The 13,093-nt window shown below is 71.6% G+C and carries 14 protein-coding genes; 6 read left to right on the plus strand and 8 right to left on the minus strand.

Features of this window, described 5'->3' with window-relative positions:
* Nucleotides 1–11: 11 nt before the first annotated feature.
* The 3 genes from HNR07_RS02845 to HNR07_RS02855 are packed head-to-tail and all read left to right on the plus strand — an operon-like array spanning nt 12 to nt 3,420.
* Nucleotides 12–1,271: an SAM-dependent methyltransferase gene (locus HNR07_RS02845; protein WP_184361545.1), complete on the plus strand. Its 1,260-nt coding sequence runs from the start codon at nt 12–14 to the stop codon at nt 1,269–1,271.
* Entirely contained in the window at nt 1,268–2,611 is a 1,344-nt protein-coding gene (locus HNR07_RS02850) for an SAM-dependent methyltransferase (protein ID WP_184361548.1), read from the plus strand. Before HNR07_RS02845 ends, HNR07_RS02850 begins: the two co-directional genes overlap by 4 nt.
* Complete coding sequence (locus HNR07_RS02855) at nt 2,608–3,420, plus strand: DUF1295 domain-containing protein (protein WP_184361551.1); 813 nt, start codon at nt 2,608–2,610, stop codon at nt 3,418–3,420. Before HNR07_RS02850 ends, HNR07_RS02855 begins: the two co-directional genes overlap by 4 nt.
* 132 nt (nt 3,421–3,552) lie before the next feature.
* Here the strand turns inward: HNR07_RS02855 and HNR07_RS02860 are convergent, their stop codons facing one another.
* From HNR07_RS02860 to HNR07_RS02880, 5 genes are all read right to left on the minus strand, one after another.
* Nucleotides 3,553–4,536, minus strand: coding sequence for an ABC transporter substrate-binding protein (locus HNR07_RS02860; protein ID WP_184361554.1), 984 nt, complete (start codon nt 4,534–4,536; stop codon nt 3,553–3,555).
* A 114-nt stretch (nt 4,537–4,650) separates the two neighbouring features.
* Nucleotides 4,651–5,457, minus strand: coding sequence for an ABC transporter ATP-binding protein (locus tag HNR07_RS02865; protein ID WP_246420038.1), 807 nt, complete (start codon nt 5,455–5,457; stop codon nt 4,651–4,653).
* Nucleotides 5,458–5,467: 10 nt separating this feature from the next.
* Entirely contained in the window at nt 5,468–6,367 is a 900-nt protein-coding gene (locus tag HNR07_RS02870; protein WP_184361557.1) for an ABC transporter permease, read from the minus strand.
* Nucleotides 6,364–7,161: an ABC transporter permease gene (locus HNR07_RS02875; RefSeq protein ID WP_312893554.1), complete on the minus strand. Its 798-nt coding sequence runs from the start codon at nt 7,159–7,161 to the stop codon at nt 6,364–6,366. Before HNR07_RS02875 ends, HNR07_RS02870 begins: the two co-directional genes overlap by 4 nt.
* Before the next feature lie 205 nt (nt 7,162–7,366).
* Nucleotides 7,367–8,104 carry a FadR/GntR family transcriptional regulator gene (locus HNR07_RS02880; protein WP_184361563.1) on the minus strand — a complete coding sequence of 246 codons (738 nt, stop codon included), beginning with the start codon at nt 8,102–8,104 and terminating at the stop codon, nt 7,367–7,369.
* 167 nt (nt 8,105–8,271) lie between these two features.
* On the opposite strand from HNR07_RS02880, the gene HNR07_RS02885 reads away from it, so the two are divergent.
* Entirely contained in the window at nt 8,272–8,931 is a 660-nt protein-coding gene (locus tag HNR07_RS02885) for a class II aldolase/adducin family protein (protein ID WP_184361565.1), read from the plus strand.
* A 50-nt stretch (nt 8,932–8,981) separates the two neighbouring features.
* A complete protein-coding gene (locus tag HNR07_RS02890; protein ID WP_184361568.1) occupies nt 8,982–9,878 on the plus strand; it encodes a VOC family protein in 897 nt (298 codons plus the stop codon).
* 89 nt (nt 9,879–9,967) lie between these two features.
* Here the strand turns inward: HNR07_RS02890 and HNR07_RS02895 are convergent, their stop codons facing one another.
* The 3 genes from HNR07_RS02895 to HNR07_RS02905 form a co-directional block, all read right to left on the minus strand.
* The gene (locus HNR07_RS02895) at nt 9,968–10,753 is read right to left on the minus strand and encodes an SDR family oxidoreductase (protein ID WP_184361571.1); all 786 of its coding nucleotides are present in this window, start codon (nt 10,751–10,753) and stop codon (nt 9,968–9,970) included.
* A gap of 103 nt (nt 10,754–10,856) precedes the next feature.
* On the minus strand, nt 10,857–11,786 hold the full coding sequence (locus HNR07_RS02900) for a pyridoxamine 5'-phosphate oxidase family protein (protein WP_184361574.1): 930 nt from the start codon (nt 11,784–11,786) through the stop codon (nt 10,857–10,859).
* Nucleotides 11,787–11,833: 47 nt separating this feature from the next.
* Nucleotides 11,834–12,286: a VOC family protein gene (locus HNR07_RS02905; protein WP_184361577.1), complete on the minus strand. Its 453-nt coding sequence runs from the start codon at nt 12,284–12,286 to the stop codon at nt 11,834–11,836.
* Between the two features lie 196 nt (nt 12,287–12,482).
* On the opposite strand from HNR07_RS02905, the gene HNR07_RS02910 reads away from it, so the two are divergent.
* Nucleotides 12,483–13,040: a CGNR zinc finger domain-containing protein gene (locus HNR07_RS02910; RefSeq protein ID WP_184361580.1), complete on the plus strand. Its 558-nt coding sequence runs from the start codon at nt 12,483–12,485 to the stop codon at nt 13,038–13,040.
* Nucleotides 13,041–13,093: the final 53 nt, after the last annotated feature.

Genomic DNA, 13,093 nt, shown 5'->3' on the forward strand with positions numbered 1-13,093 from the left:
GGAACACGACCATGACCACGACCAACCCGCACCCGCCCGGCGCCGTCGACCCGCACCGCTGGCCCGACGTGGCCCGGGTCCCCTCCGGCAGACTGCGCACCGCCGTCGCCCGGCTGCTGGCCGCCCGCGCGATCCCGGCGGTCGGGATCCGGCTGCACACCGGCCCCGACGCGCCGCCCGCCGAGCTCGCCGAGGGCGAGGCCCCCGTCCTGTGGTTGCGCGACCCCGACGCCTTCCACGCCCGCCTGGCCCACGACGGCCTCATCGGGTTCGGCGAGTCGTACATGGCGGGGGAGTGGGACTCACCGGACCCGGTCGCCATGCTGACCCGCTTCGCCGAGCACTACGAAGAACTCGTTCCCAAGCCCCTCCAGCCCTTCCGCCACCTGACCCTGCCGCGCCGTCCCGCCTCGGACCGCAACACCCGTGACGGCGCCCGCCGCCACATCAGCCACCACTACGACCTGTCCAACGACCTCTTCGGGCTCTTCCTCGACCGCACCATGACCTACTCGTCGGCGCTGTTCACCGATGAGGACCCCCGGGACGCCTACGGCCTGGCCCGAGCCCAGGAGCGCAAGGTCGACCGCCTCCTGGACGCCGCGCGGGTCGGCGAGGGCACCCGCCTGCTGGAGATCGGCACCGGCTGGGGCGAACTGGCCGTGCGCGCCGCCCGCCGGGGCGCACAGGTCACCTCCATCACCCTGTCCGCCGAGCAGCGCGACCTCGCCCGCGAACGCGTGGCCGCCGAGGGCCTGTCCGACCGGGTCACCGTCGACCTGTGCGACTACCGCGACGCCACCGGCTCCTACGACTCCGTCGTCAGCTGCGAGATGATCGAGGCGGTCGGCGAACGCTACTGGCCCGACTACTTCACCGCCCTGGACAGACTCGTCCGCCCCGGCGGAAGAGTGGCCTTGCAGAGCATCACCATGGAGCACCAGCTGATGCGGGCCTCCCGTGGTTCCTACACCTGGATGCACAAGTACGTCTTCCCGGGCGGATTGATCCCGTCCGTCACCGCCATCCGCGAGCAGCTCGCCGCCGGTACCGGACTACGGATCACCGACCGCCTCGCCTTCGGCCACGACTACGCCGAAACCCTGCGCCTGTGGCGGGACAGCTTCACCGAGGCCGCGGAGCGGGTCCGCTCGCTCGGCTTCGACGACACCTTCCGCCGTATGTGGACCTTCTACCTGGCCTACTGCGAGGCCGGTTTCCGGTCCGGGATCATCGACGTCGAACAGATCACCATGGAGCGTGCCGCATGACCACCGCGAACCCGCGTCCCCGCCCCGGCCCCGGTTCCCGCCCCCGGGGTGTGGCCCACCTGCTCGGCCCGCTGGTCGCCGCCTTCCTCAACGGGGTCCTCCCGGTGCGGCTGCGCGCCTGGGACGGCAGCGAGACCGGCCCGCAGGACGCCCCGCGGGTGACCGTCCGCGACCGCGACGCCCTGCGCCACGTCCTGGCCCGCCCCGGTGAACTGGGCCTGTCCCGCGCCTACGTCACCGGCGGGATCGAGGTCGAGGGCGACCTGACCGACGCGCTGCGCCACGTGTGGGCCTCGGTCGAGGAGCACGGCACCTCGCTGCCCGGCCCCCGCACCTGGGCGCGCGCCGCCCACGCGGCCCTGGTCCTGGACGTGGTCGGCCCGCCGCCGCCCCCGCCGGTCACCGAGGCCCGGATGGGTGGCCGGCTCCACTCCAAGGAGCGCGACGCCGCCGCGATCTCCCACCACTACGACGCGGGCAACGACCTCTACGAGCTACTGCTCGACGAGACCATGGCCTACTCCTGCGCCCTGTGGGACGAGGGCGACCCGGACCAGAGCCTGACCGACGCCCAGCGGGCCAAACTCGACCTGATCTGCGGGAAGCTCCGCCTGGGCAAGGGCGACCGGCTGCTGGACGTCGGCTGCGGCTGGGGTTCGCTCACCCTGCACGCCGCCCGCCGGTACGGGGCGCGGGTCTCGGCGGTCACCCTGTCCGCCCGACAGCGCGACCACGTGCGCAAGCGAGCGGCGGAGGAGGGGCTGGAGCAGCTCGTGGACGTGCGGCTGCTGCACTACCGCGACATCGAGCCCGACACCTTCGGCCCCGGCCTCTTCGACGCCGCCGCATCGGTGGAGATGGGCGAGCACGTGGGCCGCGACGCCTACGCCCCGTTCGTCCGCCAGCTGCACGACCTGATCCGCCCGGGCGGATCCCTCCTGGTCCAGCAGATGTCCCGGCGCGGCGCCCATCCCGGCGGCGGCCCGTTCATCGAACGCTACATCGCACCGGACATGCACATGCGCCCGCTCGGCGAGACCGTCGGACTGCTGGAGGAGGCGGGACTGGAGGTCCGCGGCGTCCAGGCGATGCGCGAACACTACGTGCGCACCGCCCGCGCCTGGTCGGACGTGCTGGAACGGCGCTTCGACGAGATGGTCTCCATCGCCGGTCCGCAGGCGGCCCGGGTGTGGCGGCTCTACCTGGCCGGGGGAGCGCTCGCCTTCGAGGAGGGCCGTATGGGCGTGGACCAGATCCTCGCCCGCCGCCCGGGACCACACCCCGACGGCTGGGCGTCGAGGCCAGCCGAACAGCCCGAGCTCACGGAGGTGACCGGATGACCGCCGGTACCGCCCTCCTGCTCAACCTCGGGGTCACCGCCGCCGTGATCGGTGCGCTCATGCTCGCCACCTTCGCCATCGGGGTGCGCCTGGGACGCCACAGTGTCGTGGACGTCGCCTGGGGGCTGGGCTTCGTGGCGGCCGCGCTGGCCACCGCTGCCGTCGCCACCGCCACCGGGTTCGGCGATCCGGTCCGGAACTGGCTGCTGTGCGGGCTCACCGCGGTGTGGGGGCTGCGGCTGGCCATCCACATCGGCCTGCGCGGTCGGGGCAAGGGCGAGGACCCCCGCTACGAGCGCTTCCTGGCCAACGCCCCCGGAAACCCGAACCTGTACGCCCTGCGGGTGGTCTACCTGCTCCAGGGCTCCCTGGTCTGGTTGATCTCGCTCCCCGTCCAGGTGGCCGCCTTCACCGCCGGGCCGCTGGGATGGGTGGCCTTCCTCGGCGCGCTGGTCTGGCTGGTCGGCATGGTCTTCGAGACCGTCGGCGACGCCCAGCTCGCCCGGTTCAAGGCCGACCCCGCCAATAGGGAAAAGATCATGGACCGGGGGCTGTGGGCCTGGACCCGGCACCCGAACTACTTCGGTGACGCGTGCGTGTGGTGGGGCCTCTTCCTGGTCGCCGCCGGTTCCTGGTGGGTCCTGCTCACCCTGCCCGCGCCGTTGGTGATGACCTACCTGCTCACCCGGGGCTCGGGCCAGCGGCTGCTGGACGAGCACATGTCGAACCGTCCCGGCTGGTCCGAGTACGCGGCCCGGACCAGCGCGTTCTTCCCGCTTCCCCCGAGGAAGGCCGTTCCGGGAACGTAGACCACGGACGGTCTGGGAAAGACAGCGCATCGATGAGGGCACGCGCGGTCGTCGGCGCGGGACGGTGCCGCCCCGGCGGGCACCATCCCGTGCCGACCCGTGCCGGATCGGACACGGGCGACCGCGAGAGCGTCAGTCCTGGAGGGTCAGTTCGGACATCTCGATGGGCTCGTGGAGGACCCCCGTGGTCAGCAGCAGGTCGTTCCAGCGGGCCAGTTCGTCCACGTCCACCGAACCCTCGGTCCACACCGGGAGCTCCATGGCCTCGGCCTGCTCCTCGGTGGTCTCGGAGTAGGTCTGCACGATCTCCGCCGCGATCGAGGGATCCTGGGCGAGCAGGGCGTTCGCGCGTTCGACGGCTCGGGCGAAGCCCTCCACCGTGGTGGGGTTGGCCTCGACGAACTCGTCCGACATCCCGATCCCCGAGACCGGGATGCCCTCGGCGACCCAGGTGTAGGAGGAGTGCACCTTGCGGGCACCGCTGTTCTCCGCGCCGCTGCGGAACGGCTCGACCAGCCATACCGCGTCCACGGCGCCCTGTTCGAGGGCGGGCATCATGTCGGGGAAGGGGTACTCGACGAACTCGATGCCGGCGGTGTCCAGACCTTCCTCCTCCAAGGAGGCGGTGATGCTCACGTCGCCGATGTTGTTCAGGGTGTTGACCGCGATGGTCGTCCCCTCGAGGTCGGCGGACCCCTCGATGGGGGAGTCGTCCGTGACGTAGATTCCGGCGGTCTCCTCGGTGCCGCGGACGCCCTCGGCCACGATGGTGACGCCGATGTACTGGCTCTCGGCGAGGAAGAAGGACGGGTAGCTGGCGAAGGCCGCCTGGAGGTCGTCGGAGACCATCGCCGGGACGGCCGCCGCCCCGCCCTGCACGGGCTGGGCGGACACGTTCAGGCCCTCCTCCTCGAAGAATCCCTCCTCGGTGGCGATGAACACCGAGGCGTGGTCGACGATGGGGGTGATGCCCACGATCAGGGTCGTGACCTCGTCGGTGGTGCCGGCCTCCGCGCTGTCGTCGCCCGAACCCGAGCACGCGGTGGCGGCCATGACCAGGGCGGTGGCGGCGCAGGCGATGGTCCGGCGCCCGCTGGTCGAGGGGTTTTCGGTCATAATCATCATAATGAATAAGCGCCTAGGTGGGGGGTGGGGGCGGGGCCGAGGGGCGGCCGCGCCTTTCGGTCGTCGAACGGCCGGTTACCGTGTGTTCGATCGGTGAGTGGTCGGTTACCTGCTGATCGGTTCCGCCGTCCGTTCGGTGGAAGGACGCCGGATCAGCCGTGCGACTTCGCCGCGCAGGGCGACGAACTCCCGCAGCTCCTTGGTCTCGATCTGGTCCCTCGGATGCGGGAGCGGCACGTCGATGGTGGTCATGACCCTGGTGGGCGGACCCGAGAGCACCACCACGCGGTCAGCGAGGTAGACGCTCTCGTCGATGTCGTGGGTGACGAAGACGATGGTCATGGCGTAGCGTTCCCGGACGTGCAGGACCAGGTCCTCCAGGTCCTCACGGGTCTGGGCGTCGATGGAGGCGAAGGGCTCGTCCATGAGCAGCACCCCCGGTTGGTAGGCCAGGGCGCGGGCGATGGCCACCCGCTGCTGCATACCGCCGGAGAGCTGGCTCGGGTACTTGCCGGCGTGGCCCTCCAACCCCACCGCGGACAGGGACTCGTGCACGCGGCGGTCGGTCTCCGCGCGGCCCAGCCGCAGGTGTCGCAGGGGGAAGCGGACGTTGCCCGCCACCGTCTGCCACGGGTACAGGGACCGGGCGTAGTCCTGGAAGACCATCGCCAGCCCTTCGGGCACCCCGGTCACGGGCCGCCCCTGGAAGGAGACCTCGCCGCCGGTGGGGCGCTGGAGCCCGGACAGGATCCGTAGCAGCGTGGTCTTGCCGCAGCCGGAGGGGCCCACCACGGAGACCAGTTCGCCCTCGGCGACCGAGAAGGTGATGTCGGCCAGGGCCGTGTGCGCGGTGGTGCCCCCGCCGTAGGTGTGGGTGAGGCTGCTGACGTCGAGCATGGGTGCGGTCCTCATGGTCGGGGCCTCACTGGCCCGCGGGTTCGGGCGTGGAGCTGTTGGCGATCCGGTGCCAGGCCAGCAGTCGGTGCTCCACCAGGGTCAGGGCGAGGTTGAGCAGGTAGCCCAGCACGCCCAGGAGCACGATCCCCGCCCACATGTCGAGGATCTGGAAGCCGCGCTGGGCCTGGACGATGTGGAACCCGATCCCGCTGGTGGCGGCGACCATCTCGGAGATCACCATCAGGATCAGGCCGAGCGCGAGGGCGGTGCGCACCCCCGCGAGGATCTTCTGCGAGGCGCCGGGCAGGACGATCCGGGCCAGGCGCGTGCGCAGGGGGACACCGAACACGCGGGCGGTCTCGTGCTTGAGGGGATCGATGGAGCGCACGCCCTCAACGGTGTTGATCAGGACCGGCCAGGCTGAGCCGAAGGCGATCAGCAGCACCCGCATCAGGTCCTCGCGGCCGAACAGCACCAGGAAGACCGGGATGAGGGCGGGCGGAGGCAGGGCCCTGGCGAACTGGATGATCGGGTCCACATAGTCGCCGACCCGCCGGTTCAGGGCGATCGCCACCCCCAGCGCGACCGCGGTGACGGTGGCCAGGGCCAAACCGGAGAGCATGCGCGCCAGGCTCGGCAGGACGTCCCGGCGCATGCTCTCGGTCAGCCACGCCTCGGCGGAGGGAAGCCACAGCTGGCCCGCGCGGGCCAGGAACTCCGAGGGCGGCGGGAAGAACGGCGAACGCGCGTTCTGCGCGACCAGTTCCCAGACCAGGAGCAGCCCGGCCAGTACGGCCCAGCGCAGCAGGAACGAACCCAGGGCCCGGCCCGCGCGCTCCGAGCGCCCGGTGCCGGTATCCGGGGCCCGCGTTTGCGCGGGCCGGTCGCCGTCCGGTGGCGGATCCGCCTCGGGGAGGGTCTTCACGTGCGTTCCTCCACGAGGCGCTTCCACCGGAAGAGCCGGTGCTCAACCGCACGCAGTAGTCCGTTCACGGACAGGCCCAGCAGCCCCGCCACGATCGTCCCCGCGTAGACCATGTCGGTGTTGGCGCCGCCCGAGCTCATCCGCAGGATCCAGCTGCCCAGCCCTTCGGCGGCCCCGGCGAGCAGCTCGGCGCTGACCGTGACGATCAGCGCGATCGCCGCAGAGATCCGCACGCCGGCGGCGATGAACGGGGCGGTGGAGGGCAGGACGACCCTGTTCAGGACGGAGAGCCGGGGCACCCCGAAGACCCGGGCCGACTCCTTGGCCAGCGGCTCCACGGCGCGCACCCCGTACAGGGTGTTGAACAGGATCGGCCACAGGGCCGCGTAGGTCACCAGCGCGACCTTCATCTCGGCGCCCTGCCCGAAGGCCAGGATTGCCACCGGGATGAGCGCCACGGAGGGGATCGGCCGCAGGAACTCCACCACCACCGAGGAGGCGCGTTCGACCCAGCCCACGGAGCCCAGGGCCAGCCCCAGGGCGGTCCCCGCGAGCGCGGCTACGCCGAGCCCGGTCAGGGCGGCCGTCAGGGTCGCGCCGACCTCGGCCAGGAAGTCCGGGTCCGCCAGCAGATTCGCGGTGTTGGCCAGGACGAGCGAGACCGGCGGCAGGGCAGCGGAGTCCACGCCCCAGCGGGCGACGGCCTCGGCGAGGCACAGGGCGGTGGCCACGCCGACCATCCCCCGGCGTAGGGTGCCCAGGGGCGACGAGCGCGCACCGTGGTCAGTGCGCACACGCTGTGTCAGTGGCAGATGGGGGGTCACGTCGGAAAGCTCCCGAGTCATAACGGAACGCAATGACTCTATTGATTATGGTTAATATGTCAATGTGTGTCCCCCGAACCCCAGTTCCGCGCTTCCCCTCCCGGAACCCTCCCGCCGCCGGGTGCTCTGCCGGGCCTGCCGCGCAGCGCCCCGGCGGGCCTCTCCCGAGCCGGGCTCAGGACATCGCCGCGCGGGCACTGCTCCGCGGCGGTGTGTGCTCCTCGGCGGCCTTGCGCGCCAGCCGGGCGTCTCCCGAGGCGATGGCGTCCACCAGGTTCCGATGCAGCCGAAGGTTGGCCTCGAACCCCTCCTCGAACCCGGAGTCGGCGGCGATCTCGCGCACCGACTCACGAGCGGTGTCCAGCAGAGAGACGTAGAGCGTGCGCAGCAGCTGGTTGGGCGAGATCCGCGCGATCTCCTCGTGCAGCTCCCAGTTGCGCGCCAGATAGCCGACCGGGTCGTGCCGCAGGTCCGCCATCAGCGCCACGATCTCCCGCAACCGCCGGATCTGCTCCATCCCGGCCTCCTTGGCCGCGTGCTCGGCGATCGTGGCCTCCAGGGACTCGCGTACCTCCAGGCTGTTGGAGACCGACAGCGCGTCGTCACCCAGGCCGAGGATCAGGTGGCTCAACCGGATGTGGGCGCTGGGCGAGCTGACGAAGATCCCGCCGCGCGGACCGGGGCGGGCCTCGACCAGGCCGCGCGTCTCCAGCAACCGCACGGCTTCGTTGAACGTGCCCACCGAGACCCCGAACCGCTGCCGCAGCTCTTCCTTGGTACCCAGGCGTTCACCGGGGCTGACCTGGCGGCTCGTGATGGTGTCGCTGATGTGGCGCACCACGACCTCAGCCTTGGACATGCGCTCGGGCAGGGGACCGCCAGCACCGGGCCAGCCGTGAAAACGATTCACCATAATGATCACGACTATAAGACCTTTGACCGAATGCCCCAGGTAAGCGGCCTGCGTTCGGGGCCGAAACGCTTCCCGGTGGTTTCCGCAAGCCCCACGTGGCCCAGCAGTCCCGCGGCCGCTGCCATGAGCTCTGTCGCGGCCCCCGCTCCGCAGCAGAAGGAGACCCCGTGGACCCCACGATGACCCGCGCGCTCACGTCGGCCGGAGCCGCACTGGCCCGCAAGGGACTGGTCGACGCCTTCGGTCACATCAGCGCACGCACCCCGGAAGGCGGCTGGGCCATGACCGGGGCGGTGCCCCTCGGCTCGCTCACCCCGGCCGACATCCACCCCTTCGACCCCGCCGCCGACGCAGTGACCCCGCCTTTGCCCAAGGAAGCGTGGATCCACCGCGCGGTCGCCCGGGCCCGACCCGAGGTCGGGGCGGTCTGCCGGGCCCAACCACCCACCGCTACCGCCTTGGCCTGTGCCGGTGTGCCCATCGTCCCCCTGCACGGGCAGGGCGCGTTCCTGGGGCCGCGGGTCCCGGTCCACGACGACCCCCGACTGGTCCGCGACGCCGATCACGCCCGGGCACTGGCCCGCGACCTCGGCAGCGCCCCGGCCGTCCTGATGCGCGGAAACGGTGCGATCACCGTCGGGGACTCGGTCGCTGAGGCGGTCGCTCTCATGTGGGTCCTGGAACGCTCGGCCGCCATGAACGCCACCGCCTCCGCGGCCGGGGCCCCGCGCCCGCTGTCCGAGGACGAACAGCGCTCCTGGCGGGCCGTGGCCCCGGAACTCTGCCGCCGCATCTGGCTGTACCTGACCAGCGCTCCGACTCTCTGAGCCCCCGCCTCCTGAACCCCCTGACCCCCTGACTGGAGACCCACGGAACCATGATCGAACTCAAGGACATCGCCTACGTACGCTCCGGCGCCGCCGACCTGCGGGCGGCGGTCGACTTCGCCACGGACATCGTCGGCATGGAGCTGGTCCGTGAGGAGGAGGGGATCGCCTACCTGAGGGTGGACCACCGCCACCACTGCCTGGCCTTCGTCGAGGGCGACTCGGGTGTGATCAGCTCCGGTTTCACCGTTGCCGACCTGGACGCCCTGTCCGCCGCGGAGACCGAGCTCGAGGCCGCGGGACTGCCCGTGCGGCGCGGCGGCAAGGAGGGCGCGCGCTCCCGTAAGGTCCACGACTACCTGACCTTCGAGGACCCCTTCGGCAACCGCATCGACCTGGTCGTCGGCCAGACCCGCCTGAGCACCCCGGTCGCCTTCTCCCGCCCCGCCGGGATCACCGAGTTCGGCCACATCTGCTTCGACGCCCCCGACATCTACGAGGCAGGGCGGTTCTGGACCACGAAGTTCAACGCGAGGGTCTCGGACTGGGTGAGCGGCGCCGCCTGCCTGATGCGCATCGACCCGGTGCACCACAAGCTCGCGGTCTTCCACGGCGAGCGGCCCGGGCTGTGCCACATCAACTTCCAGGTGGAGTCGATCGACGACGTCATGCGCTCCTGGAACTTCCTCAAGAGCAAGGGTGTGGAGATCGAGCAGGGGCCGGGCCGCCACCCCCAGTCCACCGCGGTCTTCCTCTACTTCAAGGGGCCCGAGGGGCTCACCTACGAGTACTCCTTCGGGGTGCGGCGCATCCCCGAGGACTCGGACTGGCAGCCCCGCTGGTTCGACCTCGAAGAGCCGGGCGCCATCGACATGTGGCTCGGCGAGAACAAGCGGGTGAGCACCCAGTACCAGTTGCCCTCGGGTCGTATCGCGCTCTCCGACTGAGCGGGGGGCTCTCGGACGGCCCGGGGAGGGGCAGCGGTGTCCTGCCCCTCCCCGGGCCTGTGGACGCGAGCTCGGGGCCCGAACCGGATTCAGACCGAGGGGATCTGGCCGCCGTCGACCCGGATGATCGAGCCGTTCACGTAGGCGGCCTGGCGGCTGGCCAGGAACGCGGCCACCGCGCCGTACTCCTCCGGGTCACCGTAACGGCCGGCGGGGATCGAGGCGCGGCCCTGCTCCTGGACCCGCTCCAGCGGCAGCCCCTCCCGTTCGGCGCGGGCGCCGTCCAGGGAGGCCACACGCGGGGTGGCGATCCGGCCGGGGACGATGACGTTGGCGGTCACCCCGTCGGCGGCCACCTCGTTCGCGATCGTCTTGGACCAGGAGTGCAGCGAGGCGCGCAGCGTGTTGGACACGCCCAGGTTCGGGATGGGCGCGATCGGCCCGGCCGAGGTGCTGGTGATAATCCGGCCCCAGCCGCGCTCGCGCATCCCGCCGACCACGGCGTCGGTCAGCCCGATCACCGGCAGCACCATGGACGCGTACATGTCCTGCCACAGCTCCGGGTTCTGGCCCAGTGCGGTGGTGGGCGGCGGGCCGCCGGTGTTGTTGACCAGGATGTCCACCGGGCCCAGCTCGTCGACGACCCGGGCGACGACCTCGCCCGCACGCCCGTGTTCGGCCAGGTCCCAGGCGACACCGACCGAGTCGGCCCCGTGGGCGCGGCAGGCCGCGACGGTCGCGTCGAGGCGTTCTTCGTTGCGGCCGGTCACCGCGACCCGGACGCCTTCCGCCGCCAGCGCGACGGCCATCGCCCGGCCCAACCCGGAGCTGGCGGCGGTCACGAGCGCGACCTTGCCAGCGATTCCCAGATCCATTGTTCTCCTCAGACTTCCTAGGACTGCTCCCGGCATCCTGGCAGCCCCCGTGAGTCCCCGGCCACCCGGGTCGGGCTCGGCGAGGATCCGCAGGCGCGGCCGGTCAGGGCATCGAGGCGGCGGGGGCCGGGGGGTTGGCCCGGGAGTACTCGGGTGGGCCCTGAGCGAGTAGTCCGCCCGACGGGATGGCCAGCACGCGCTCGACCGTGAACTCCACGCTCCGGCCCTCCGGTCCCGCGCCCGCGCCCCACAGCACCCGCGCGGTACCGGTGAGCTGGAGCAGCCCGCCGCTCTCCCAGTCGGGCACCAGGAGCCCGGCTCTCGGGTTCACGTGCAGGTTGCCCAGGGTGCCGAACATGGCGTTCCCGGCGTAGTCGGGCCAGCTGAGCACGGTGGGGGAGTGGACGCTCACGAAACCCGGACCGCCGCCCCGGTGGTTGGTGTCGACCGCTCCGGTGTCGTCGGCGGTGGTGACGAAGAAGGTGTCCGACCGTGCGAGCAACTCGCGATCGGCGTCGGTCAAGTGCCCTCCGATCCTGGGAGTATCGGCTGTCGCGGTCGTCGAAGGGGCTGGCACCAGGGTGCGCTTCTGGATGTACTTGGGGCAGTTGGCGTACACCTGCTCGGTCCGCAGCCGCCATCCAGGCCCCTCCGGGTCCTGGTGCGCGGTGCCGTTGACCCGCATCCGGCGCCGCCGGGCCGGTTCGATCGCCAGGGCGCCGACCGGTACCGGCTCTCGGTCCGACACCCCGGCCAGCACTTCGGCCAGCGGGTCGCCGCCGCGGGGCAGGGCGGCGACGTCGAGTGTGCGCGCGTCGCGGGCGCGGAGGAACCCGGGCGTTCCAGTGAGCAGGGAGCACCACAGGTCGCCCCCCGCGTCGGCCGCGCCCACCACGAGCAGTGGCTGCGCGGCGAGGAAGTCGGCGGCCACGGCTGGGATCTCCGTGCGCACCGCCCTGGCGGTGTGGGCCGCCCGTTCGGCCAGACCCGCCCTGCGCTGGATCGCCAGCTCACCCCGGTGGTACCCGCTCACGTGCGTCTCCTCGGTTCCGGTGCGGTCTTGGGAAGAAGGCCGGGCTTCTAGAAGAAACCGCAGGTGGGGGCGGCCGCGGTCGGGGCCTTGCCCTCCTTCGCGCCCGAGGGCGCGTAGATCTCCAGCCGCACGCCGTCCGGGTCGTGGAAGAAGATGCCGCCGGAGGCGGCGCCCTCGCCGTGCGGGACCACGCCGTCGTAGGCGAACTCCACGGCGATCTCCAGGAGCGCGGCCTCGGCCCGGCGGACCTCCTCGACCGTCTCCACCTGGAAGGACAGGTGGTGGAGTCCGGCGGTGTCGGTACGAAAGCCCCCGCCGCTCTGCTGCCACAGGGTGATCAGGAGGGTTCCGTCGTGGCCCAGGAAGGCGTACTCACGGCCTTCCTCGCGGCTCTCACCCATGACCTCGAAACCCAGGACGCGCGCGTAGAAGTCGAGTGAGCGTTCGAGGTCGGTGACGTTCAGTCCGACGTGTCCGGTGGTCAGCCGGGGCTGTGCCATGGCATGCCTCTTCTCTCGGGGCGGCCACCCGGATTCGGGTAACCGTTCAAGGTGACTTTAAGGGTTATAGGAGAGCAGGGTCAACCACTCAAGTTCATTTGAAGGGTTAGAATCTGTGTTCTTGGTAGGCTCCCCGGCACCCGGTATCTCGATCGGACCGGGGGCGACCAGCCAGGACGGGACACCGGGAGGGCCGATGACGGCGAGGGAGACGAATCGGCGGCGACCGCTCACCGGCGAACCGGTGGCCGTGGACCTGCTCAACACCCGCTGGGTGGTCGGCGCCGACCACTTCGACCTGCTCGACTCCGAGGACGGACTCCGGCAGTGGCTCACCGAGGCCGGACTGGCCGAACGCTTCACCGCCGACACCCGGACCCGTGCCCACCTCCTGGCGGTCCGCGACACCCTCGCCCGGCTCCTCCGGGACCCCACGGACCCCGAGGCCACGGATCAGCTCAACGCCGTCCTCGGCCACGGAAGCGTGCGCCGCCTCCTACGCGACGGCGCCCCCGCCTCCACCGTCGAGTTCGACGACCCGGCCCGCGGGCCCGCCTGGCTCGCCGCCGCCGACCTCCTCGACCTGATGGAACGCCCGGACCGCCTCCGCGGCTGCGCCAACCCCGACTGCGTCCTGCACTTCTTCGACACCTCGAAGAACGGCACCCGCCGCTGGTGCTCCATGTCGGGCTGCGGCAACCGCGCGAAGGCCGCCCGGCACCACGCCCGGGGACGGGCGGGCCGGACGGCCTGAGAAACAGAGGAGCGGGAGGTCCAGGTGCCCCGGGCGACTCCGGCGCGGCGGAT

The organism is Nocardiopsis metallicus, from assembly GCF_014201115.1.
Taxonomy (GTDB): Bacteria; Actinomycetota; Actinomycetes; order Streptosporangiales; family Streptosporangiaceae; genus Nocardiopsis; species Nocardiopsis metallicus.

Bases quoted from the DNA above. Each gene is read 5' to 3' on its own strand.
- HNR07_RS02890 (WP_184361568.1), top strand. From the start codon at position 8,982: ATGATCGAACTCAAGGACATCGCCTACGTACGCTCCGGCGCCGCCGAC.
- HNR07_RS02895 (WP_184361571.1), bottom strand. From the start codon at position 10,753: ATGGATCTGGGAATCGCTGGCAAGGTCGCGCTCGTGACCGCCGCCAGC.
- HNR07_RS02855 (WP_184361551.1), top strand. From the start codon at position 2,608: ATGACCGCCGGTACCGCCCTCCTGCTCAACCTCGGGGTCACCGCCGCC.
- HNR07_RS02905 (WP_184361577.1), bottom strand. From the start codon at position 12,286: ATGGCACAGCCCCGGCTGACCACCGGACACGTCGGACTGAACGTCACC.
- HNR07_RS02865 (WP_246420038.1), bottom strand. From the start codon at position 5,457: ATGAGGACCGCACCCATGCTCGACGTCAGCAGCCTCACCCACACCTAC.
- HNR07_RS02845 (WP_184361545.1), top strand. From the start codon at position 12: ATGACCACGACCAACCCGCACCCGCCCGGCGCCGTCGACCCGCACCGC.
- HNR07_RS02850 (WP_184361548.1), top strand. From the start codon at position 1,268: ATGACCACCGCGAACCCGCGTCCCCGCCCCGGCCCCGGTTCCCGCCCC.
- HNR07_RS02860 (WP_184361554.1), bottom strand. From the start codon at position 4,536: ATGACCGAAAACCCCTCGACCAGCGGGCGCCGGACCATCGCCTGCGCC.
- HNR07_RS02880 (WP_184361563.1), bottom strand. From the start codon at position 8,104: ATGGTGAATCGTTTTCACGGCTGGCCCGGTGCTGGCGGTCCCCTGCCC.
- HNR07_RS02910 (WP_184361580.1), top strand. From the start codon at position 12,483: ATGACGGCGAGGGAGACGAATCGGCGGCGACCGCTCACCGGCGAACCG.